We start from the raw sequence: 23,342 nt of genomic DNA, 5'->3' as shown, positions 1-23,342 counted from the left end.
TAAGGAAGGTACAGATGACAGTTCGTGCTTTTTTTGAAGCTGCCAAAGTTGAGGGTGTCCAGTCACCTTACGATACCATTCACCTGAAAATTCTCTATCCAGCACAGATACCGGAGAGTCAGCTAGAAAAAAGTATGGGAATTGAGCCAGCTAATCCAGAAAAGACACCTTTTCCAGTAGTGATTTTCTTCAATGGCTATAACTGTGATGCTCAACAATACCAATGGTTAGCGGTTAAATTGGCTGAACGTGGATTGGTAGTGGTTCTCTTTAATTGGATTGCCAAAAATCTACCAGGCGTAATTAGCCTCACACCTGGAGTTGATTTTGAAAAGCTGAAGCCCACAATTTATCCTACTGCTCCTACAGCTTTGGCTTTGCCAGCACTTCTAACTAAACTCGAACAGTTACAAAATCAAGGAGTTTTAGCAGGAATGTTGGATTTACAACGCATCATTCTCGGTGGACACTCTGCGGGTGGTTTATTATCGCTCACAAATGCTGACCCTCGGTTTTTCCCTGGAGTTGCTGCATCTTTTTCTTATGGCGCAAGTAGCAGAGGACTTTTAACCATAGGGTATGAACCAGGAACTATCTTGCCTTTACCAGATTCCCTACCACTGCTACTGATGGGAGGAACCCGTGATGGATTTATGCTTACCAGTAGCGAACTCTATGGTATAAGTGCTGGGGATGCTACTATCCCAGTTACACGTACATTCCAAGAAGCAATCGCTGGGGGACGAAATGACAGCTATCTGGTAATCTTAGAGGGAGCAAATCACTTTTCGATAGTTGATGAGCCAGACTCCACTACAGTTAGATCCTCTCTCGACTTAAAAGCTACTCAATCTCAAGAAAACTTGCGTTTGCTGATGAGTGAAATTATTGGTCTGTTTATTGACACTTATGTTCGCCACCAGCCAGAAGCATCTCAGTTGATCGAGCAATTATTAAATACTGCCAATCCTCTGATAAAATCCTTTGAGCGTAAATAGTTAAGCTGATTATGACAAGTGCATCTTATATTTTTCTGGCTGGAGCAAGTCGCGGTGTTGGTCGAGAAATTGCTCAATATCTCACAGCGCAACAGCTAAAAGTCAAAGCACTCCTGAGAAAAGCAGCAGTTGCTAGTGAAATAGAGAAAATCGGTATTGAGGTAGTTTTGGGAGATGCCTTGAATATTGGCGATGTCGAACGCGCAATCGTGACAGATGAACCGATTCACACCGTTATTAGTACAATTGGCGGTGTACCATCAGATGTAGAAAGGCCGGATTACCCTGGTAACAAAAATCTAATCGATGCAGCAGTTAAAGCTGGAGTACAAAAGTTTATTCTTGTATCTTCCATAGGTGCTGGCAGTAGTGTTGTTGCTGCCTCACCCCAAGTTTTAGAGGTACTGGGAAAAGTTTTAGCTGAAAAAGACAAAGCCGAACAACACTTAATTGCCAGTGGACTCACCTATACAATCATCCGTCCTGGTGGACTCAAGTCAGAACCAGCAACGGGTAATGGCGTTTTGACTGAAGATCCGCACATTATTGGTAGCATTAATCGTGCAGATGTGGCGCAGTTAGTTGGTCGCTGTTTAAATAGCGATCGCGCCAATAATAAAATATTGTCAGCCGTAGACCGAAATATGCTATTTGGACAAAGAGAATTTGCCGAATTTTCTTTGGAGTAATTTAAGCACGCCAGCGGAGTATTTGACTCTTGACAGGATTGACAAATTCTCGTCCTTCAGCGACAGATCGAGCATACTCGCGCTTTAACTGGTAATACCACTGTGCCTGCATATCTGAGTCTTTAATCAGCCGCAGCACAGGGTTATATTTCAAACCAATCTGTTGTTTTTCCACAACCGTTCGGTCTTGGCCAATGAAAGTCCGCGCCAGCACGTGTAACAGTGGCTTGAAAAAGCCTACCCAAGGAAGTGTCCAGTAAAGAGCAAAAGTTACCTCAGTTTCGGTGTCTGAAATCGGTGTAACTGCCGTCAAATTAACGACTCGATTATTACCAATGGTGGTTTCTTCAATTCTGACTCCAGGTAAACGAAAAGAAATCTCTGTTTCCGGGACACCACCGCCAATCAGCCAGTATAATCGACCCCCATTTGCTGGTAATCGGTGTCGTCGCATCGTGAAGCCGTAGGGCGAAGCATCAAACTGCTTTACTTCTTCGTGTAATTGCTCATTTCGCCACCACCAAGCACGATGAACATAAGGTGAATGCGCCGGGTCCATCAGACCTACCACTGCATGATCTATAAAACAAGGGAATTTTACCACCTCTACGAACTGATGGGAGCGATCGTCAAACCCTGGAATTACCGGAATTTCCATCTCAGAAGCAGGTTGAGGGTTCTCGGGATCGGGCATATATATCCAGATATTCCCTTGGGCTTCGCGAATTGCATAAGACTGCACGTCAAAGCGACTCAAATCCATTTGCTGTTCCTCCACAAGAGAAGGTATCGCAGTGCAGCGCCCAGCGGAGTTAAAGCGCCAACCGTGGTAACAGCATTCAACTTCCTGCCCATTAAATCTCCCACAACTCAAGGGGACACCACGATGGGGACAAATGTCCGTCATTGCAGACACTTTACCATCCTGGCTGCGAACTAACAGCACTGGTTCTCCTAAGAAAATGCGGCTGATCATCATACCTGGCTTGATTTGATCGCTAGGCAGAGCATAGTACCAAGTATTACGTAATACAAAATTATCGTTATTTTTCATAACTAATGGCCTCTGCCTTTGACACAACGAAAGTCCTGGTTTGTGGAAAGGAAGGTGATGCTGGAAAACATTCTTTCAGGTTTTTAATTGCTGTAGGTAAATTCAACTGATGTACTTATTAGTCGTGTTCGTAATTCTCTCAGATTTAGGTTGTTTTGCGAGGATTGCAGGTTTGAAATTGGATTATTCGCCAGAGATTTGTACAAATACCGTTCTTTTACGCGGGCCATCCAACTCAAAAAACAATACAGATTGCCAAGTTCCCAAAGCTAATTTACCATCCACAATGGGAATTATCTCACTAGTGTTCAGTATCATTGCCATTAAATGAGAGTGAGCATTAATCGGCTCATCTTCTGGGACATCTCTTAAATGCAAGTCATTATGCAAATAGCTGTCTGATTCAGGTACTAATTTTTGCAAGAATACTTTTATATCTTCTAATAATCTGACTTCATTTTCGTTGATAGATAACGCTGTTGTAGTGTGTTGAGAAAATACTAAAACTTGTCCATTTTTAATTGGTGTTGAAGCAATAAAATCTTGAATTTGTGTGGTGATATTATGAATATTAATTTTTGGCTCAGTTTCAATCTCAATTAACTTATTAATAATTGGCATCTGTTGAATTTTATACTTGGGATTGTGGGCTAGGTAGGCTAACACAGCTTAACGTCTTCTTGAAGGAGGCCGGAATTGAATGACTTCTAACTCCTAACTATAGTTTCCAAACCTTGCACTAATCTTTCTATACCTTCTTTTGCCGTCTCCTTTTGCAGCGCCCCATAGGCAATACGTAGATAGCATCCGTCATCCATGCCAAAGGTTGTACCTGGAATAACTGCTACTTTATGTTCCTGGATCAGTCTTTTGACTAACTCAAAAGCATTCATCTGGGTATGAACTTTGAGGAAAAAATAGAAAGCGCCATTGGCAGGAATAATACTACATAAGCCTTGTAGACGATTAAGGGAGTCTAATACTAGTTGGCGTACTTGAGCGATGCCTACGGCGGGCTGCGCCAACGCTCCTATATGACTCTTCAGATACTCATCTTTTGCCTGTAATGCCCCTAAAGCTGCATATTGAGAAATGACTGGCGGACAAATCAAAATTGTATCCTGGACTTTTTTAACGGCGACAAGTAAATGTTTGGGAATCACCATGTAGCCAATGCGCCAACTCGCAAAACCGTATGCTTTGGAAAAGCTATAAAGAGAAATGGTGTACTCGCTACTATTGTCAAATGAACCAGGCGAAACGTGTTTGACACCGTTATAGGTAAAGTATTGATATGCTTCATCGCTGATGTGGTAAATATTAGCAGTCCCACAAATTTGATTTACTTGGCGCAATGCGGCTTCAGAATAGACAACTCCAGTGGGATTATTTGGTGAAATCGTCACCACAGCCCGTGTTTTAGGAGTAATTGCTTGAGCGATCGCTTCTGGGCGCAGTTGGTAATTTTCATCCGTCGCCACTAATACCGGACGACAACCAGCCATTGCGATCGCCATTTCGTGGTTGAAATAGTAGGGTGTATTCAGAATAATTTCGTCGCCTGGGTTAGTGATAGCAAGAATGGCATTCATAAATCCCATATTGCTCCCTGCTGTCACAACGATGCAGTTTTCCCCGTTGATTTCAATCCCGTTGAAGGCTTGTAATTGTCCCGCCAGTGCTGTCAGTAAAGGGGGAATTCCCTCAACTGATTTGTATAAATTATTTGCGGGTTCGGCTAAGAATTTGGCTAAAAATTCTATTGCTTCATCTGGTGGGTTGTAAGAAACAACACCTTGTCCTAGAGAAATGGTTCCAGGAGAGTTTTTAATCAGTTCCCCAACCACAGGAATAATTGGCGATTGCACCGCCTGCATACGAGAGGTTAGGGATTCCATATTTTCTTGCCTATATACCTGCCTTTAGTATCTCTTAATAGGTGAACAACCAACTAGTACAGCACGGTGGAAGTTACCTACCTTTAACAATTGATCAAGCCCGGCCCTACGCCAGACCGAGTGGGTGCGCTCATGCTTAGAGTGCCAATCAACCAGTAAGTAACTTCCAAAAAATAAAATAATTATTGTAGAAAATTAGGAGTCAGTGCTGCCGACGGCGGCACTGACTCCCTATTTTGTAGTAAATTTAACTAGATATCGTTGGTGTTTTTAGTCAATAGAAATCTGCTGAGGACCAGTGGCTTTGCCGTTATGTGCATCCGTTGTGTTACTAATGTAACTATTTGAGCGGATCTGTTTATCCAGCCAGCTTTTAACCGGATCATCAGCAAGATTAAGCCGAAGCACACCAGAGAAAAACCCACCCACAAATGAGACTGGATGCCGAGTAAATTCTCTGAATATAGGTGACAATTCATCAATGAACATAAAAAGACTCCTGGCACTGCCGTAAAAAATTATTACTTCTTAATTGATCGTAACGTGTTACGGCATTGGATATGGGGAAGAGGACAAGGGGACAAGGAGAATTGGGAACAAGGGGAAAGACTTGTTGCAAGTTCTCACCTCTTGTCTCACCTTATCTCCCCTGCTACCCATTCCCTACTCCCCAGCCACTTCACCTTATGAGGTTGGTTGTTGATCGGGAAACATACACTTATCAGAATCACAACCACTAGGGCCAGCCTCTGTCATTTCGCCTAAATCGTAGCGGCTTAGTACTGCACAGAAATCATCTGTTTTGCGTCGTGCTTTCACCTCTTGATTCAAGCGGTTATAGGTTGATTTGTCTATTGGTTCAAACGGCAAACGTGGGAATGATTGCAAATCGTCAAAACGGGCTAAAAGAGCAGCTGAAATATATCCTTCATCATTCTGGATAGTTTCGTAGATCCGTTGTCCTAAAGGTTCGATTTCATCAGAGCGAAGTTCTAAAGTTGCTGATGTGTTGTGAGTAACGTACCAACGTTGAACCTGGAGGACAAAATCAAATTGGGCTAAGACTGAAAACTTAGAAACATCAATTTCATCAGCCCCAGGTAAATCAGCCCAAGTTACAGAAACAGGGATTTCCACTAGCCATTCACTCACCCGTGGATCAAAGGGATCGTTAAGCAAATTGCCTTGCTCGTCTTTGTCTGATTGAGAGGGAATGACGTTGTAACCATAGTCAATACAAGCTAAAGCTACTGGGTCATTTTTACCGAAGGTGATCCGACGAATGAATCTTTGGGCTTTCGGGGGATGCCATCCTGAACTAGCATTAGTTAATAAAGCCTTAGTACCACTGGGTTGGACTGTGGTACAACGATTTGGACGCTTAAGATTGTGGCGATCGCAATAATCCCAAACTACACGATGTACAATATCTCTCCAGGAACTTAGATATTTTTCTTCCTCACGCTTGAAAGCTAATCCTTGTGGAGTTGCTGGTCTTCCTGCTTCCCACCAGCGTAGCCAATTAACACCAAAAGCATGGACAAAGAAATCAAATAAACCTGTAAAAGAAACTCCCACAATTGGGTCTAATTCACGGCTGTATTGATAGCGTGGTTCAAGGAATTTGTGATTTAAAAGTGCTGCTACAGATAACGCCCCAGCAGTGAAAGCTTCCTCCTGTTCTTTGTAATTATGTGGGTCGATTTGATTAAGGTGAACCTCAGACAAATTGCAGTGGAAGTTACTACCGATGATTTCCATATTTGTTACCCTAGAGGCTTTTTATCCCCTAGTTCTACTGCTTGATTATTTGCAGTAGCTCCGCGTACATTTTGCAGATGTGACTTCAGATAATAAAAGAGTTTTTCACATCCGCCCCCGCACTCTTGGAGAGATTATATTCTAGACACAAATTTCTGATGTCATCTAGTTTCACTCTCTACGCTGTACGGTGTCAAAGACTTTTTAATTTCTTTGATTACCACGGGATTAGCATCTCAGCTTTCCCCGTTTTTGCGAGGTTTTTAACGTGAGGCAAAATCACTTACCACACGGATTTAGCCCATAGCGAGCTAAACGATGTTCTAACTCATTAGCATCAAGATTTGAATAACGTTCTTCTAACCACTGTTTTGCTGTTCCTTGTTCATAAGCTTGTAAAAACTCAACTTTCAAAGCCTGTGTTGGCAGCAAATCAATGTTTGATCGCGCTACGGCTTCACCAGCCCATTGAATCGCTCCCTCGCCGCTATAATACTGTTTGCGAACAGCATCAAGACATTCTTCTAAGGTTGGCTTGCGGTGAAAAACTCTCGTATGGTTTGCCATCCTGAGTGCATCACGCTCTGGATCAATTCGCCAGTTGCCATTTTCATCTTGCTGCCATAAATTATCTTTGGCGGTGGCTGCTAGGTTATCGCCAGAATCAAACTGACGCATCCCCGCACTTCTGCGTATATTTCCAGCAACAATTGTTACCGCACCTTGATCGATTAACAGACAGCATTCAACTGAATTTAATTGTCGTCCTACAGCTTTACTCAGGATGAAAGCACAACGCTGATAAAGTCCGGGCAATTTCACAGGATTTGCAACTCCTCCAAAGCCGTTGAGAGTTTCTCCTGCTTTTCGGACATCGCTGATATCAACTAATACTTCAACTTCTGCTGAAAATTGTTCATCAGTAGAGAGTTCTAATAAGGCTTGATATGATTCAACCCAACCTTCACGGCTATCTCCAACGTGAATAGTGACGTTATTGCCTTCTATATGAGTTTCAGTATATTCACGTCGCTGTTGGACAGGAGTGCTGCCAATTTCACCTTGGACAGTGACATTCAGTTGATTACGAATCGGAGGCAACTGGTTAATAAATTGTGGTTCTAGGACAGCTCCAGTACCACAGCCCATCATTGCCAAATCCATCATTAAGCCGAAGGCACTCCAGTCTTCGAGATTGGTAGAGGTGCAATTATATGCCCCGGAAAAGTTCTTTGGCTTGGTTATCCAGTCTGTGCCACCAACCCATAGCCAGCGCCCACTAGGCATAGCTTTCAAGTTACGCTGCATCTTATCCAATGTGGCAGCTTCTTCTTGAGTTAGCTTTCCCAACTCGACTAAGCCGAGTATAGTGCGATCGCATACCTCATCCCATGTTTCCCTAAGTCCCGCCTTTGTACGGCGGCTATAAGTTCTAAAAAATACGGGATTAGCAGCCGGTGCAGTTTCTGGAAACCTTGCACTCTGGCGTGTTCTTTCGAGATTCTGAACCATATATTAAGTATCTTGCGTTCTTCTTGCGTGCGGACAGATTATGACTATACGCCAAGTAGTTTGAGTATTAAAGATTGTCAAATTGTCCACTTTACGCTAGCTCTACTCGGCACTAATTACAACAGAAATTTATGATGTATAATGTCCCCTACCCTTGGGTAAGAGATAGATACTAAGTTTTAATTAGCACTATCTCCTTTAAGTAAATTATTTCTGTTACACCATCTTCATAGTGATGATCGCTACTCAGCAATGGCTCAACGCTCCGCTACCGCTAACTGTACTCAGGACTCTTCATTAGTTTCCCGCAACTAGCAGTGATAGTTAAATAAGTTGCGGCTGTCAGTCAAATCCAAACAATTAACTTCAATCTCTTGGGAACTATAAATTTAGTTACAGGAAATTGATTATGAATGATGAATGGGAACCTTTAAATCCTGATGATGATGTTGTGCATTTTCATCAAGAAGCATTTGAAAATTTACCCCGCACTCAAATAGTGTTTCAGTTATTCAAGGAAATCAAAAAAATTTGGGCAGAACACTGTACATCATCAGGATCAAGAGTATTTGGAGAAGGATTTGAATGTTGTGTTTTAATACCCAGTCAACAATGGCGGACAGGTAAAATTAGAGTACGCCTAGAATTCTGCCCTGACGAAACTGAAATCGAAGATAATCGATTAGACATCAAACACGAAAACTCTCCCCTTGACGACCTTCGGCAGCAACTAAAGGAAGGTAAAAACTAATACCCAAGTTGATATACACAGATATAATATAAAATTATCTGTGTCTGTGTGTGCTGAAAAAAATAAAATGGTATGGACTCCCCTACATGCAAAAATTCATCGCACCATCCGATCGCGCCACTTATTTGAGCGCAACCAGCGGCTATTAATCGCTGTTTCCGGCGGACAAGATTCTCTGTGTTTAATAAAATTACTTTTAGATTTACAATCCAAATGGGAATGGTATTTAGGTATTGCTCACTGCGATCATCGCTGGCGTTCTGACTCCGAAGCTAATGCTAACCACGTCGAAAACTTAGCGAAAACTTGGGATATATCTTTTTATTTAGAGACAGCGAACAAACCGATAAATAGTGAAGCTGCTGCACGCGATTGGCGCTATCAAGCTTTAAGTGCGATCGCACAAGCAAATAATTATCAATATATAGTTACAGGACACACCGCCAGCGATCGCGCCGAAACTCTCCTCTACAATTTAATTCGCGGTACTGGTGCTGATGGTTTACAAGCCTTGACTTGGCAACGGCCTCTAACTACAGGCATTGTGTTAGTGCGTCCACTTTTAGAAATTACTCGAATACAAACAGCGCAATTTTGTCAAGAACTTAAATTACCTATGTGGGAAGATTCCACCAATCAAGATTTGCAATATGCCCGCAATCGTATTCGCCAAGAATTAATACCATATTTGCAAAATAATTTCAACCCCCAAGTAGAATCAGCCTTAGCCCAAACAGCAGAACTTTTACAAGCAGAAGTGGAATATTTAGAAAAAGCTGCCCAGGAGTTGCGGGATGAGGCATTGGGCATGGGGCATTGGGCATGGGGCATTGGGCATGAAGAAGATTCTCTTACTTCTCTTCTTCCTTTACGGTTAAATCGTCGGGTATTGCAGAAAGCACCACTGGCGTTGCAACGTCGCGTGATGCGTCAGGTATTGCAGCAAATACTGACTGATGCCCCTAGTTTTGAACATATTGAAAAATTAACGGCTTTAATTATAGCGCCCAACCGATCGCAAACCGATCCATTTCCTGGTGGTGCGATCGCTCAAGTAGAAGGCGACTGGATCTGTTTGAAATAGTTATTTAAAGGCTTTACAGAATATGATAAAAAGAATTGGAAAAATGACCCTTACTTTTAATCCAGACAAATACAAGGAATTATTAACAGCGTATCTTCCCAAACTTATAAAAAGTCAAGCTGAAAACGAGCAAGCGTTAGGGATAGTAGGAGATTTAATGCACCGGGAACGCACCCCATAGGAAGAGGAATTTTATCAGTTATTAATTACTTTAATTGAAAAGTTTGAACAAGAATATTATCAGCCAAGCCAGCAAAATAATCTTACGTCTATGTTGTTATTTCTTTTAGAAGAATCTGAGAGAAGTAGAGATGATTTAGTATCAGTTTTAGGGACAGAAAATTTGGTTGATAATATTTTAAATGAACAAGAGAAGATAAATACAGAACAAGCTCGGAAACTGGGAGAGTTTTTTCATGTAGAATCTAGTTTATTTATAGAGTAATAACTAAACTAGTAGTTCGTACTTGGGCTTTAGCCTAGCTAAAGCCCCAAAACTTGTTAAGACGTTAGTAATACTGGCTGAGGCATTAAACTCTGGAGAGTATGACGCAACTGAGCGATCGCTTGGACTTGATAATCACCAGTTTCCTCAAATTGATCCAAAGATTCTGCAATTCCTTGCAGCTTTTGCCGTAATCCATCTAGAGAATCTTGAATTGGTTGTAGTGCTTCTTGATAAAGATTCACTTGACCAGATAATTCAGCAGTTGTTCTTCGTAAAGATAGCAAATTTTTCTCGATCGCTTTCAGTTCTTGGCGCTTTTCATCTAGATCGTGAGTTTGATTGTCAATCATTCCCTGATTTAGCTCAACACCAGAACGAATCTGCTCAATTTCACGTTCCAGCTTTTGGATTTCCTGTGAATATTGTTGTCGCTGGGTTTCAATTTGTAACAGAATCGGTTCTAAATTAATTTTGTTGTTACTTTCTTCTTCAGTAACATTATGTCCTTGCCGCCGTAGCAGTACAGCTTGATGTTGTTTGAGAAACTTCTGGTGCTGTAGCATATTGCGGCGTTGTCCCACCAGACTGGAATTTAGCATCTGATAAAGGTCTTTTTCATCAGTTAGTTCTAGTTCCAAATTGATGTGGTCATGGTCAGATGCTTGATTTAATTTAGTTTGGAGTTCTTCTATAGCTTCTTGTTTATATTTCAGTTCTTGTTCTTGATCGTGAACAAAGCTAGCATCAATTTCTAACTTATGCTGCAAGTCTTGGACTATCTTTTGTAGTTCTTCTAAAGGCATTTTATCCAAAGCCTCAACATCAGCTTGCTTGCCGAGAACTACGTCACTAGATGTTGCAGCTAAAGAGTGAATCTGTTGATATAACTCTTCGGCATTTCGTAACTGCTCTTTGACGAGCCGAGAATACTCTTGCTTACTGGTAAGGTCTGCTGTATTTATTTGCAATTGTGCTGTTTGCTGAACTAGAGAATTTTGCGCTTCTTGACACGCATTTTGGCGATCGCTAAAAGTTTGTGATAAACGCTCAACTTCTTCTTGCTGTTGTGCGATCGCACTTTTATGCTCCTCCAGTTTTTGCCAGTGTGGGGTAAGAGTCGCTTGCTGCTTTTCGACTAATTCAAAGGCTAGATGCAGGTGTTCTCTAACTTTTTCCGTAGGAGTAACACGACTAGACAAGCGATCGAGTAACTCACTCATTACTCGACTTTGCTCCTCATCCAAAACCGTCCCTTGTTGAAAATCCGCTTGGCGTTCTTCCAGGCGACGCTGCTCACCCCGTAAATGCTCCCAAGCGCCTTCCAACTCTTGGCGGTTGCGCTCAATTTCTCCTTGTAATCGTTCAATTTCCTGGCGGGAGGTGTCAACTTCCTGTTTTTGCTCCTCTAGATGTTGTACCTCATCCTCCAATTGCTGCAACTGTTCTGCTCGTACCTCCATGTCCATTTCACGGCGATTCAACTCTTGCGCCTGAAATGTGAGTGACTGTTTCCACTGATCGATCTCATCTTCCTTGAGCTTAAATTTCTCCAACTGGCGGGAAAAATTCTGCAAAATGTTGACAAGTGGACGCCCTGCTTCTTGAATCCGCTGCACTTGACGATTGGGATTGAGTTCAACCAATACCAAAGCGCCATCATTTAATTTGCTTGCGTCCTCAGCGGCAATCACCTCTTCCGACACAGTACTCCAATTCTGGTCAGTTCGCTGACAAGCTAGCAGTTTCAGTTCGGTTTTGCCACCGCCACTGAGTAAACCACCTTTCTGTTTTTGTACTTCTGCTAAATACAGCACACCGTTAGTCCTTTATTGATGCACTTAAAGTTCGTGTTTTGAGATATACCTTAAATAATTCTGTTAACTTGTCTCACTAAACCTTGGTTTAGCAGAACAAGACAGACAAAACTATAGACGCAAGATGTTACGTCTTGATACTTATACAAGCGATCTGATCGCGCCTTTATATTCTGTACTGATGACAGTGATGATGACTTCCGTGTTAACACTAGCTTTGTCAAAGTGTATTACGAAAGATGAAGGTTTATAGCTTAATGTATTCCCTAATGACAATCAGAATAGAGTAAAAATCTTTTCAATACTCCATAATCAATACTTAAAGAATAAGTCATAATTCACGATTCACAATTCAGCAATACTTAAGGAGTACTTTTTAGCTAAATGCAGGGAAATTTAAATGAAATTGATATTTGCAGTATCCTGCAATTGATTGAATTGGGACAGCGAACTGGGCAACTATGGGTGGAAGCTTATAGCTCTCACCATAACAACAAACTGGGTGGAGATGGAGTAAACATTTATCGCCCTAAACAACAGTCTTGGTTCGTTTTTTTCCTTAATGGACAAATTATCTATTGCCAAGAAGGCGAGAGTAGTTTATCCAGAATTAGCGATTATTTACGTCATTATCGAGTTGAGATGCGACTCACCGACAAACAAATTGCCTCCCTACCACCAACCGATGCACCAGAATATGCCTATCTTTGGGCACTCTTGGAGCGGAATATTATCAACCCAAAGATAGCTGGTAGTATCATTTACGGTTTGGTGCATGAAACTCTCTTTGATTTGCTGAGTTTACGCCAAGGTAACTTCATTTTCCATCAGGGTGCAGCACTTGCCCCGCAATTAAACACTTATGAGATTGCTCCATTGGTGACAAAAATCACCAAGCAGCTGCAACAGTGGAAGCAATTCTATCCACACATTCAGTCTCCAGAGCAATTGCCAGTGTTATCTGACAAAGTTCAGCTACAATCTTCTTTACCAGAAGCAACCGTGAATAAGCTACAACATTGGGCTGATGGTAAAACATCCTTGCGACAACTAGCTCGCCATCTCAACCGAGACATTTTGACAGTCGCTAAGGCAATATACCCTTATGTGCAACAAAGTTGGCTACAACTAGTATATTCAGAGACTAATCACCCAGATACACACACGGATAGCTGGGAATTGAAAGAAAAACCGATGGGGCGGATAGTATGTATTGACGATGCGATCGCCATCGGTGAGACTATAAATTCCATCTTACAACCACAAGGTTATGAAGCGATCGCTCTCACCAATCCTTTAGAGGCACTGAGTCTGGTTTTTCAACTCAAACCGGATTTAATTTTATGCGACATTGCTATGTCGGAATTGGAAGGATACGAGGTTTGTGCCATGCTGCGACATTCAACAGCATTTCGGCTCACGCCGATTATTATGCTTACTGGGAAAGATGGGTTTATGGATAGAGTCAAAGCTAGGATGGTCGGGGCAACAGATTATTTGACAAAACCGTTTACAGACACTGAATTACTGATGCTCGTAGAAAAATATATCAACAACCAATGAAAATTGGGCATTGGGCATTGGACATTGGGCATGGAGAAGAGGCAGGAGACAGGAGTTCTTTAATTTTGAATTTTGTTAGCGCAGCGTTAGCGAGTCCGCGTTCGCTTTTAGCGTCTCGTAGAGAGCGTCATTTTGAATTTTGAATTGATTTCTCCCTCATCCCTCTCATCATGGGGCATATAAAGAGATCAAAGATTTGTTGATCTACTAAAAGATGAGTTAAAAGATGTTATCACAGAGTCAGTTAACTGAGTGAAACGTCAATCTCCGGGAAAATAGTGAAGACATAAAATTAATTTATACAGTTAATACTTGCGGAGGAATCAGGGAATGTTCCAATTAGGAACGTCTAAATCAGGAGGTAAATAGACACTTATGAGCACAGTTCTAATTGTGGAAGACAGTATAGCGCAAAGGGAGATGATTACAGACCTCCTGAAAGCAACTGGCCTAACAGTTACCCATGCTAGTGATGGATTAGAAGCGTTAGAGGCAATTCAAATAGCACCTCCAGATTTAGTGGTATTAGATATTGTCATGCCCAGAATGAACGGCTACGAAGTTTGTCGGCGGTTAAAATCCGATCCAAAAACCCAAAATGTCCCAGTGGTTATGTGTTCTTCCAAAGGCGAAGAATTTGATCGCTATTGGGGTATGAAGCAGGGTGCAGACGCTTACATAGCCAAACCGTTTCAACCAACCGAGTTGGTAGGAACAGTCAAACAACTGCTGCGAGGATAAGGATAAAAACAACATGGTCAGCAAACCGGACTTTTTAAGTGGCAGCGGTCAAGACCACTTTCGACCAGAATTACAAGTAGAAAGTCCTGAAGGTGAGTTACATTTGAGGTTTTACATTCCCTCGCATCAGGAGTTTGCACTACAAGCAACTGGCATCCGAGAGGTAATTGAACTAAGTCCTGATAGAATCACCCCGATTCCTAATGCTTCTCCTTTACTTTTGGGTACTCTAAATTTACGAGGTCGAGTTATTTGGGTGGCCGACTTGGGTCAATTTCTGGGGGAAGCAGGTGCATTAAACACGGATAGAGCTGAAATTTCGGTGATTGCCATTGAAGAGCAAGACACAATAGTGGGTTTAGCAGTAGAGGAAATCGGTGGTATGGACTGGTTGGATGTCCAAAATCTTATGCCACCAACTAGTGTTCCAGATACTATGGCTCCCTTTTTACGTGGAGAGTGGTCATTAGGTGCTAAAAAGAATCAGTGTCTACGACTGCTCGATCAAATGGCAATTGTACGAAGTGCTAGGTGGGCAGGATGAAATTGGAGGAGGAAATGGCAGCAAGTATTGATAATTACGAGCCAACATATCAACAGGCGATGACCGCCTATGTTCAAAGAAATTATGAGGTTGCGGCCACTTTAGTTGATCAAGTGGTGCAAAATTTACCAGATGACCCCAATACCCATTTATTGCGGGGTCACATCTACTATGTTTTACAGCAGTACGATGTAGCAAAAGAAGAATATCAACAGGTGTTAGGCTTGACTAACGATCAAGAAATTATTGCTTTTGCCAATAATGGAATTGAAAATATCAATCAATATTTACAGTCATTCGGTGGGCAGATTGATACATCAGAAAGTCAAGAACAAATAAATTCCTCAGAGATATCTGACGTACTTGCATATAGCGAACCAGAATTAGAAAATTTGGTTGCTAATGAGGACTTTGACAGCGATAACCTTGATTTAAACTTTTTTGTAGAGCAGCAAGAAAGTATGAATGGCGTTGAAGATACATCTTCAAAAAGTCCATTTGATCTGCCCACAGAAGATAGTATTGGAACAGAAAAAATATCAGATTATTCTATGGCTTTTGGTGATGATCCTTTTGCCATGAATGAAGAATCGCAGGAAGAAGAGTCAAATAAAAGCTGGGAGGAGAACACAGAATTAGAGTTGCCTGCTTTTTGGCAGGAAGGTATCTCAGAAGATATTTCCGAAGAATCATTAGCAAATAGTCAATTCTCAGATAATGGGATAAATTCTCCTCACGGAAATTCAGCTATTGACAATAATAACTCTTCATCTTCTCATTCACAAACTGGTAATAACGAGAATAATTTCCCTGATTCGTTCAGTGAGCCAAAGTCTCCAGAGCAGAGTATGGGAAGTTTAGAATATAAAAAATCTAGTTTTGAAGACGAAACTTTACTGATTGTTGCAGAAGAACTGAGAAATGATTCGCCAACAACAAATAAATTGGAATATGGCAGTAAAGATAACTTTTCTGAAACCGAATCACATAACTGGTTAACACCAGAACAAGTGGAGGCAGAATCAAATTCCCAGACGAGTTTACCTAATAATAGCTCATCTTTTAATAGTAATTTGCCTCGGAAAGAAAAGCAGTTTAAATCAGGTGAATTCATCGGTAAAAATAGCTTCGATGACGATGAAAATTTTGATATGGAAGCATTTGAGTCTGCCTTCGGCTCAGAGGGTTTAAACTCTTATGAAAACTCAAGCACTATACTAAATGGAGAAAATTCTAAGAGTAATATCGAATTTTTAGATGACTTTGAGGAATTTGACGATTTAGGCAATATTCCGGGGTTTGACCTGCTCGAAGGAGATTCTAACTTTGGTAATGCAGCAATGCCTTCTGCTCCATCAGCAACTAGTGACACTGGACGCCCTCAAGTAGCGGAGGCTTTTGCAAGTAATTCAGCCGATCGCGAAGAGGAACTATTCTCAATGACTGGTTCCCATGAAGCCGTTCCAGTCTTTAGCCAAACAGATATCTCGAAACTAGAACCCAACGTCAGCATCGAGCAGGGATGGTTAGCACCATTAGAAAATGCCTCCATCGAACGCAAACAATGGCTAATTGCTGGAAGTGTGGGCATTGTCTCAGCGCTGGTTGTAGCTACAGTTAGCTTTGTCGCCACCACATTTTCGCCACCCCAACAACGAGAATCAGTAAGAAACACAGGTTGGGCAATGTCACTAGCAGCAGGGATTGCAGGTTTTGCTACCGCAGGCTTCATGGGGAATCTGGCGCTTAAACAAATTCGGCGCACAACTGATGACCTCCAAGCCCAGTTTGAGGCTGTACGTCAAGGAAATCTGAATGCTCAAGCCACAGTATATTCCGAAGATGAATTGGGGCATTTATCCACTGGCTTTAATGAAATGGCGCGGGTAATTTTCACAACCACAAGTGAAGCCCAACGCAAAGCCGATGAACAAGAGGAAGCCAAAGAAAACCTACAACGTCAGGTGATTCGTCTCTTGGATGATGTGGAAGGAGCTGCTAGAGGCGATTTAACAGTTCAAGCGGAAGTGACAGCTGACGTACTGGGAGCCGTAGCTGACGCCTTTAACCTGACAATTCAAAACCTGCGGGATATCGTTCAACAGGTAAAAGTCGCCGCGAAAGATGTAACAAAAGGTGCAACCAACTCTGAAACCTTTGCGAGAGCCTTATCTAGTGACGCTTTGCGCCAAGCAGAAGAGTTAGCGGTAACGCTGAATTCTGTACAGGTGATGACCGACTCGATTCATCGGGTAGCAGAGGCGGCGCGAGAAGCCGAAACCGTCGCCCGCGATGCTAGTACGATCGCTATCAAGGGTGGAGAAGCAGTAGAAAATACCGTAGCAGGGATTTTAGAAATTCGAGAAACCGTTGCCGAAACCACTCGCAAAGTGAAGCGGTTGGCGGAATCTTCCCAAGAAATTTCTAAAATTGTGGCGTTGATTTCTCAAATTGCTTCCAGAACAAACTTACTGGCACTCAATGCTAGTATTGAGGCGGCAAGAGCCGGAGAAGCTGGACGCGGGTTTGCGATCGTTGCAGATGAAGTGCGCCAGTTAGCAGATAAATCTGCTAAATCCCTCAAGGAAATTGAACAAATTGTGATGCAAATCCAAAGCGAAACAGGCTCAGTAATGACCGCGATGGAAGAAGGCACACAACAAGTAATTAAAGGGACAAAATTGGCAGAAGAAGCCAAGCGATCGCTCGAAAATATTATTCAAGTGGCGAATCGCATTGATATTCTTGTGCGCTCCATTACCAGCGACACTGTGGAACAAACGGAAACCTCCCGCGCCGTCGCTCATGTAATGCAATCAGTAGAACTGACCGCGCAAGAAACTTCCCAAGAAGCACAGCGAGTCTCAGGAGCTCTACAACACTTAGTAGGTGTATCCCGTGACTTGATCGCCTCCGTTGAACGTTTCCGAGTAGAAACTATGGAAACCAGATAAATTGTCATTTGTCCTTTGTTCTTTGTTATTTGCTAATGACCAATGACCAATGACTAATGACTAATAACTAATGACTAATGACTCTTGACTAAAAAACTATGCTGCCGGAACAACAACAGCGGATTTTGGGTTACTTTATCGAAGAAGCCAGGGATCACCTGAATACCATTGAGCAAGGCTTGCTGAATTTAGAGGGTACTCTGAACGACCCGGAAATGATCAGTGAGGTCTTCCGGGCTGCTCACTCCATCAAAGGAGGAGCGGCGATGCTTGGATTGACTAGCATCCAGCATACCTCCCACCGTCTGGAAGATTGTTTCAAAATTCTCAAAGATAATCCGGTTCAGATTGACCAAAAGCTAGAGTCTTTATTTCTTGGTGTCTCTGATACCCTAAAATCCCTGTTAGAGCATTTGAGTGGGCCTTATGGTCTTTCTGAAGATGCAGCTAATACTTTGATGTCAGAAACTGAGCCAGTCTTTCAATGGCTGTATCAGCATCTGGCACTACTTGTAGAACAAGCAAAGAGTGGAGTAGGCAGCAGTTCTGACGCAACAGAACTTACAACCTCTATAGAGAATGTCTCCACACTTACAGAAATTTTCATGCGGCGAGATATTCCCGATCTGGTAGAAGACACCCATCAGGAATCTCCAAACTCGGTAGCACCCCAAGAGGCACTAGACGCTCGCGGACTCGCTAACGCTGCGCTATCCCCAGTCACCGCTAAAGAAAATAATAACTGGAGCGAGTTTCAAGCCCAAGTGCTGCAAACACTGCGGGAAATGTTGCAATTATTTAAGCAAACTACAACATCTTCAACTCGGCAAAACCTCCAGCAATGCTGTCACCAGTTAGTCAAACTTGGTGAAACTTGGAATTTGTGCAAATGGTGTGGTTTATGTCAAGCAGCAGCCAGTGCGATCGGCAATCCCGAAAATACTTATCTGACTTTAGCTAAAATTGTCATTACCGAAATCAAACAAGCTCAAGAATTAGTCCTGAAAGGTAGAGAAGCCGAAATTACAATTAGTCAGCAACTAGAAGCACTTTTGAGCTTTGCAGAACTTGAGTTATTAGAAGTTACCCCTGGTTTGTTTGATGAACAGTCTGCGGCTTTCACAGAATCAGAGTCAATTCTATCTGGTAACACCGAGCCGTTAGCCCAGACAACTGAAGAACTGAATCTAGACAAAGATAGCAGCGATCGCGCAGCGTTAGCGAGTCCACAAGCGTCTGGCTACGCCAACGTCAAAGGCGATCGCCCCTCCCTTCAGTTACAAGGAACACCACTAAATGAAAGTAGAAATACTAGTCTGACTTTCATCACACATGACGAAGCACATCCAATCAGTAACAATCTTGACTCCAGTGGGCCAGAAGTAGGAATAGCTGAGTTAAATACCCTTGCCGATTTATTTGACGGTGAGACTCCCGAACTAGATGAAAGCTGGCATCAAGAAGAAACCTTAGATATTGTTACTACTGATGATTTTGGAATTGATTTGAGCAGCACTGAGGCTGAAGACATTCATAACGATTTATCTGACTTACTCTCCTTTAATGAAGATATAAGCAACGCGCTACACCCAACAACCACAGCGACAACAGAAGATTTATCCCTGTTATTTGGCGACCATTTCCTAGAAAAAGATAATTCAGAACCGCAAAATCAACAAACATCTGCTACGCCTCTAGAGTTGAGCGAAATTAACGAATTTGATATAAATTTAGACTCATCCTCTTCCGAAATTTTACAAGAATTTATTGATATTCCTAGTGATACAAACCAGACTCCTGGCGAGATTATCGAAAATAGTTTAGTTGAAGATTTATTGACACTGGGGTTAGATGATAAACTATTGCCAACAGGCGAAATCACTCAACCAGAAACTGAGCCGTTCACCAGTGTAGAACTATCTACCAACCAACAAAATAATTTTGATAACTTATTCTTAGAAACTAAAAATGCAAATTGGGTAGAAGAAATTACCCCTAGTGACTACATGGAATTACCCCAGCCAACAGACTTGTCTTTAGACAACCTGTTTGCTGAAATGGAAGAACAGCCACAACTATCGACAAGTGAACTAGAAATCAATGATTTATTTGATACGCCTCCAGTAACAGAACCTGAGTTTTCTGAATCAGAAAATGATCTGAGCAACTTCTGGAACCAGGAAACCACAAAGGAAAAGGACGAATTCGATTCCTTAATTGAGCAGAATGTGGAGAGGGCGTTAGATGAAAGTCTGTTTACTGCGGCGGCTGATGACATTTTTGCTGATAATCAGCAGTCCATATCTTCTCCTATAGCCAGTTTTGATATAGAAGAAGATTTTGATATTAATTTCCAGAATCAAGAACAGCTAGATTTAATATTATCATCAGATTCTGGAGATAATTTATTTGATGAATTAACATCAAGTAGCTCAACTATTTCTCCTGTAATCAACGATACCTCCACAAGTGAAACGCTTTTGTTCGCACAGCATCCTGGGGAAGAAAGTCTCAGACCGCAACAACCAGAATCTTTAGATTTTGTTCCAGAATTTGCTAATCAGACTCCAGAGATATCTGCTGTTGATCTGGAAGTTAATTTATTAGGCTCTTTCGATGAGAATCCGCAACCGCTGTTTGAAGATGTCGCTACAAATGACTTGACCTATATTCAGATGGACACCACAGAGAATAATGTGGATGAACTATCAGAAACCATCAGCTTTGGAGAAAGTTTAGATTCAGCATCATCTGAAGCACAGCCAAGTGATTTATTCGGCTCTTTCGATGAGAATCCGCAACTGCTGTTTGAAGATGTCGCTACAAATGACTTGACCTATATTCAGATGGACACCACAGAGAATAATGTGGATGAACTATCAGAAACCATCAGCTTTGGAGAAAGTTTAGATTCAGCATCATCTGAAGCACAGCCAAGTGATTTATTCGGCTCTTTCGATGAGAATCCGCAACTGCTGTTTGAAGATGTCGCTACAAATGACTTGACCTATATTCAGATGGACACCACAGAGAATAATGTGGATGAACTATCAGAAACCATCAGCTTTGGGGAAACTTCAGATTCAGCCTACACAAGCCCAGAACTTTTAGAGACAGAGGAAAATAATAATTTAGAAACTACCTTTGAGTTAACAGAAAATACAGTTGTTGAAAATAATTTATTGTTTACAGAAACCACTGAAATAGTTGCTCAAGAAGATGAATTTGCAGACTTGGCAGCATTATTAGGAGAGGACGTAGCGCCCATCCCTAAAGTTAAGAAGATACCAGAAGTAGATTTTGCTGCCCTGGAAGACTTGCTAAGTACAGATAACAACAGCGATGTCTACGACGGGCTACGCCAACGCCAGCCCTTCAACACTCAACCAGTCTCAGCTAAAAATGCTATTCCATCACCAGCCATAAAAGATGAATTTGGTGACTTAGAGAAGTTGCTGGCAGAAGCGAATCAAACAATATCCCATTCTACTGTAGTAAAATCGAACACCAACAAAACTAATGGTCCCTCTACTCGTCGGGCTGCGAGATTTGAAGAAACGATGAAGGTTCCAGTGAAGCAACTGGACGATATGAGTAATTTAGTTGGGGAGTTGGTGGTAAATCGTAATACCTTAGAGCAGGATCATGAACGACTGCGACAGTCATTAGATAACTTGCTGATTCAGGTACAACAACTCTCGGATGTAGGGGCAAGGATGCAGGAGTTGTACGAGCGATCGCTACTGGAAGCGTCTCTGTTAGCTGGACGCAAAAAGAAAGACACCGGCGGCTTCCAAGCGCCTGATTCCAATGCCGATCGGGGTTTTAGCGAGCTAGAAATGGATCGTTTTACTCCCTTCCACACACTCTCACAGCAGATGATTGAGCGCATTGTACGAGTGCGTGAGTCGGCTAGTGACATTGATTTTGTTACCGAAGAAACCGAACGAGTCGCCAGGCAGTTCCGCCAAGTAACCACCCAGCTACAAGAGGGATTAACTAGAGCGCGAATGGTGCCTTTTGCTCAAACTATCGATCGCTGGCGGCGAGGAGTACGCGACAACGCCATCAAGTGTGGCAAACAAGTAGAGTTGGTGATCGAAGGTGGCGATACCTTAATTGACAAGATGATTTTGGATCATCTGACCGATCCACTGACTCACATGTTGAATAATGCGATCGCTCACGGTATTGAAACGCCAGAAGAGAGACATGCTACTGGTAAACCACCTGTAGGAATCATTACTATCCGTGCCTTCCACCAAGGCAACCAAACGATCATATCTGTAGGCGATGATGGTGCAGGTATCGATTCCGCCAGGGTTAAGGCTAAGGCGGTGAAGATTGGCATGATTACAGAAGCGCAGGCAAAAGCGATGTCTCGTCTGGAAGTCTACGATCTACTGTTCCAGTCTGGTTTTACGATTAAAGACCAAGCCGATGAAATTTCTGGTCGTGGCGTGGGTATGGACGTAGTGCGCTCCGAGATTAGCGAAATTCGGGGAACAGTTAACACCGATTCTGCGATCGGTAAGGGAACCACCTTCACGATTCGTTTACCACTGACTCTAAGTATTTGTAAAGCTCTCTGCTGCGTCTCCGATCGCGCCAGAATCGCCTTCCCGATGGATGGTGTAGAAGATACGCTGGATATTCCAGTCAAAAATATTCAGCATGATGCCAATGGGCAATCATTTATTTCCTGGCGCGATACGGTGCTACCATTCCGACCTCTGAAGGAACTTTTAACCTTCAATCGCCAAATCAGTCGCGGTAATGTCTATGGCGGTACCAGAGATGATGATATGGTTTCTGTGGTTGTGGTGCGATCGGCAAATACCCTGATTGCTCTACAGATTGACCTGGTGTTAAGCGAACAAGAAATTGTAATTAAGCAATTTGAAGGCCCAGCACCTAAACCCATTGGTGTAGCTGGTGCTACAGTCCTGGGTGATGGTCGGATTATGCCCATTGCTGACGTACTGGAAATAATTGACATCTTCCAGGGACGAATTTCTACACAAACTGGTGGCAATTCTTGGCAACAGAAACTCACTCCTCCAGATACCTCTCCGGCGAAGATTGACCCGACAGTGTTGATTGTCGATGACTCAATCACAGTCCGAGAATTACTATCACTGACATTTAACAAAGCCGGTTATCGCGTAGAACAAGCGCGTGACGGTCAGGAAGCTTGGGATAAACTCCGCTCCGGTCTACCTTGCGATATCGTATTTTGTGATATTGAAATGCCCCGTTGCGATGGTCTGGAATTACTCTCTCGTATCCAGAAGGACTCTAACCTTAACCATTTACCGATCGCAATGCTCACCTCGCGTGGTGCAGACAAGCACAGACAAATTGCCGCTCAACTCGGTGCTAGTGGCTACTTTACCAAGCCCTATCTCGAAGAAGCTCTACTTGAAGCCGCGGCGCGGATGCTGAAAGGAGAGAAACTCGTTAACTAAATCAACCAAAAGATTTAGATTTTAGGGAAAACTCTACACGCTTCTACCTTAGTTAAAGCTGAT

At 42.5% G+C, this 23,342-nt stretch carries 16 protein-coding genes and 2 pseudogenes; 11 read left to right on the top strand and 7 right to left on the bottom strand.

Going from position 1 to position 23,342, the window contains the following annotated elements:
- Positions 1-14: 14 nt before the first annotated feature.
- Both HWQ43_RS26615 and HWQ43_RS26610 read left to right on the top strand, forming a co-directional pair.
- Positions 15-998 carry a dienelactone hydrolase gene (locus HWQ43_RS26615; protein WP_292739245.1) on the top strand — a complete coding sequence of 328 codons (984 nt, stop codon included), beginning with the start codon at positions 15-17 and terminating at the stop codon, positions 996-998.
- Positions 999-1,009: 11 nt separating this feature from the next.
- Positions 1,010-1,687: an SDR family oxidoreductase gene (locus tag HWQ43_RS26610; protein ID WP_292739243.1), complete on the top strand. Its 678-nt coding sequence runs from the start codon at positions 1,010-1,012 to the stop codon at positions 1,685-1,687.
- Between the two features lies 1 nt (position 1,688).
- Here the strand turns inward: HWQ43_RS26610 and HWQ43_RS26605 are convergent, their stop codons facing one another.
- From HWQ43_RS26605 to nrdJ (HWQ43_RS26580), 6 genes and pseudogenes are all read right to left on the bottom strand, one after another.
- Positions 1,689-2,741, bottom strand: coding sequence for an aromatic ring-hydroxylating dioxygenase subunit alpha (locus HWQ43_RS26605; protein WP_292739241.1), 1,053 nt, complete (start codon positions 2,739-2,741; stop codon positions 1,689-1,691).
- Between the two features lie 183 nt (positions 2,742-2,924).
- The gene (locus tag HWQ43_RS26600) at positions 2,925-3,362 is read right to left on the bottom strand and encodes a secondary thiamine-phosphate synthase enzyme YjbQ (protein WP_292739239.1); all 438 of its coding nucleotides are present in this window, start codon (positions 3,360-3,362) and stop codon (positions 2,925-2,927) included.
- 86 nt (positions 3,363-3,448) lie between these two features.
- Positions 3,449-4,639 (bottom strand): pyridoxal phosphate-dependent aminotransferase, encoded by a 1,191-nt coding sequence (locus HWQ43_RS26595; protein ID WP_292739237.1) that lies wholly within the window; start codon positions 4,637-4,639, stop codon positions 3,449-3,451.
- Positions 4,640-4,909: 270 nt separating this feature from the next.
- Positions 4,910-5,128 (bottom strand): hypothetical protein, encoded by a 219-nt coding sequence (locus HWQ43_RS26590; RefSeq protein ID WP_292739235.1) that lies wholly within the window; start codon positions 5,126-5,128, stop codon positions 4,910-4,912.
- A gap of 195 nt (positions 5,129-5,323) precedes the next feature.
- A pseudogene (gene nrdJ, locus HWQ43_RS26585) lies at positions 5,324-6,397 on the bottom strand (ribonucleoside-triphosphate reductase, adenosylcobalamin-dependent); the annotation flags it as partial.
- 285 nt (positions 6,398-6,682) lie between these two features.
- Positions 6,683-7,912, bottom strand: a pseudogene (gene nrdJ, locus HWQ43_RS26580) (ribonucleoside-triphosphate reductase, adenosylcobalamin-dependent); the annotation flags it as partial.
- Between the two features lie 409 nt (positions 7,913-8,321).
- On the opposite strand from nrdJ (HWQ43_RS26580), the gene HWQ43_RS26575 reads away from it, so the two are divergent.
- From HWQ43_RS26575 to HWQ43_RS26560, 4 genes are all read left to right on the top strand, one after another.
- Positions 8,322-8,663 (top strand): KGK domain-containing protein, encoded by a 342-nt coding sequence (locus tag HWQ43_RS26575; RefSeq protein ID WP_292739233.1) that lies wholly within the window; start codon positions 8,322-8,324, stop codon positions 8,661-8,663.
- Positions 8,664-8,730: 67 nt separating this feature from the next.
- A complete protein-coding gene (tilS, locus tag HWQ43_RS26570) occupies positions 8,731-9,747 on the top strand; it encodes a tRNA lysidine(34) synthetase TilS (protein WP_292739231.1) in 1,017 nt (338 codons plus the stop codon).
- A gap of 43 nt (positions 9,748-9,790) precedes the next feature.
- Positions 9,791-9,928 carry a hypothetical protein gene (locus HWQ43_RS26565; protein ID WP_292739228.1) on the top strand — a complete coding sequence of 46 codons (138 nt, stop codon included), beginning with the start codon at positions 9,791-9,793 and terminating at the stop codon, positions 9,926-9,928.
- Between the two features lie 90 nt (positions 9,929-10,018).
- Complete coding sequence (locus HWQ43_RS26560) at positions 10,019-10,192, top strand: hypothetical protein (RefSeq protein ID WP_292739226.1); 174 nt, start codon at positions 10,019-10,021, stop codon at positions 10,190-10,192.
- Between the two features lie 56 nt (positions 10,193-10,248).
- Here HWQ43_RS26560 and hmpF read toward each other — a convergent pair whose 3' ends face one another.
- Entirely contained in the window at positions 10,249-12,009 is a 1,761-nt protein-coding gene (hmpF, locus tag HWQ43_RS26555) for a pilus motility taxis protein HmpF (RefSeq protein WP_292739224.1), read from the bottom strand.
- A gap of 384 nt (positions 12,010-12,393) precedes the next feature.
- Between hmpF and HWQ43_RS26550 the strand changes: the two genes are divergently transcribed.
- The 5 genes from HWQ43_RS26550 to HWQ43_RS26530 all read left to right on the top strand — a co-directional run bounded on the left by HWQ43_RS26550 (position 12,394) and on the right by HWQ43_RS26530 (position 23,279).
- Positions 12,394-13,572 (top strand): response regulator, encoded by a 1,179-nt coding sequence (locus HWQ43_RS26550; protein WP_292739222.1) that lies wholly within the window; start codon positions 12,394-12,396, stop codon positions 13,570-13,572.
- Between the two features lie 375 nt (positions 13,573-13,947).
- A complete protein-coding gene (locus tag HWQ43_RS26545) occupies positions 13,948-14,313 on the top strand; it encodes a response regulator (protein WP_069073698.1) in 366 nt (121 codons plus the stop codon).
- Positions 14,314-14,326: 13 nt separating this feature from the next.
- A complete protein-coding gene (locus HWQ43_RS26540; RefSeq protein ID WP_292739221.1) occupies positions 14,327-14,857 on the top strand; it encodes a chemotaxis protein CheW in 531 nt (176 codons plus the stop codon).
- Positions 14,858-14,871: 14 nt separating this feature from the next.
- On the top strand, positions 14,872-17,811 hold the full coding sequence (locus HWQ43_RS26535; RefSeq protein ID WP_292739303.1) for a methyl-accepting chemotaxis protein: 2,940 nt from the start codon (positions 14,872-14,874) through the stop codon (positions 17,809-17,811).
- Positions 17,812-17,909: 98 nt separating this feature from the next.
- Complete coding sequence (locus tag HWQ43_RS26530; protein ID WP_292739219.1) at positions 17,910-23,279, top strand: response regulator; 5,370 nt, start codon at positions 17,910-17,912, stop codon at positions 23,277-23,279.
- Positions 23,280-23,342: the final 63 nt, after the last annotated feature.

The organism is Nostoc sp. JL31, assembly GCF_017114965.1.
GTDB classification, from domain to species: domain Bacteria; phylum Cyanobacteriota; class Cyanobacteriia; order Cyanobacteriales; family Nostocaceae; genus Nostoc; species Nostoc punctiforme_A.
This window is presented reverse-complemented; position numbering and strand designations above follow the sequence as displayed.

Bases quoted from the DNA above. Each gene is read 5' to 3' on its own strand.
- HWQ43_RS26595 (WP_292739237.1), bottom strand. From the start codon at position 4,639: ATGGAATCCCTAACCTCTCGTATGCAGGCGGTGCAATCGCCAATTATT.
- HWQ43_RS26550 (WP_292739222.1), top strand. From the start codon at position 12,394: ATGCAGGGAAATTTAAATGAAATTGATATTTGCAGTATCCTGCAATTG.
- HWQ43_RS26560 (WP_292739226.1), top strand. From the start codon at position 10,019: ATGTTGTTATTTCTTTTAGAAGAATCTGAGAGAAGTAGAGATGATTTA.
- HWQ43_RS26575 (WP_292739233.1), top strand. From the start codon at position 8,322: ATGAATGATGAATGGGAACCTTTAAATCCTGATGATGATGTTGTGCAT.
- HWQ43_RS26600 (WP_292739239.1), bottom strand. From the start codon at position 3,362: ATGCCAATTATTAATAAGTTAATTGAGATTGAAACTGAGCCAAAAATT.
- HWQ43_RS26565 (WP_292739228.1), top strand. From the start codon at position 9,791: ATGACCCTTACTTTTAATCCAGACAAATACAAGGAATTATTAACAGCG.
- HWQ43_RS26605 (WP_292739241.1), bottom strand. From the start codon at position 2,741: ATGAAAAATAACGATAATTTTGTATTACGTAATACTTGGTACTATGCT.
- tilS (WP_292739231.1), top strand. From the start codon at position 8,731: ATGGTATGGACTCCCCTACATGCAAAAATTCATCGCACCATCCGATCG.
- HWQ43_RS26540 (WP_292739221.1), top strand. From the start codon at position 14,327: ATGGTCAGCAAACCGGACTTTTTAAGTGGCAGCGGTCAAGACCACTTT.
- HWQ43_RS26535 (WP_292739303.1), top strand. From the start codon at position 14,872: ATGGCAGCAAGTATTGATAATTACGAGCCAACATATCAACAGGCGATG.
- HWQ43_RS26530 (WP_292739219.1), top strand. From the start codon at position 17,910: ATGCTGCCGGAACAACAACAGCGGATTTTGGGTTACTTTATCGAAGAA.
- HWQ43_RS26610 (WP_292739243.1), top strand. From the start codon at position 1,010: ATGACAAGTGCATCTTATATTTTTCTGGCTGGAGCAAGTCGCGGTGTT.
- HWQ43_RS26545 (WP_069073698.1), top strand. From the start codon at position 13,948: ATGAGCACAGTTCTAATTGTGGAAGACAGTATAGCGCAAAGGGAGATG.
- HWQ43_RS26615 (WP_292739245.1), top strand. From the start codon at position 15: ATGACAGTTCGTGCTTTTTTTGAAGCTGCCAAAGTTGAGGGTGTCCAG.
- HWQ43_RS26590 (WP_292739235.1), bottom strand. From the start codon at position 5,128: ATGTTCATTGATGAATTGTCACCTATATTCAGAGAATTTACTCGGCAT.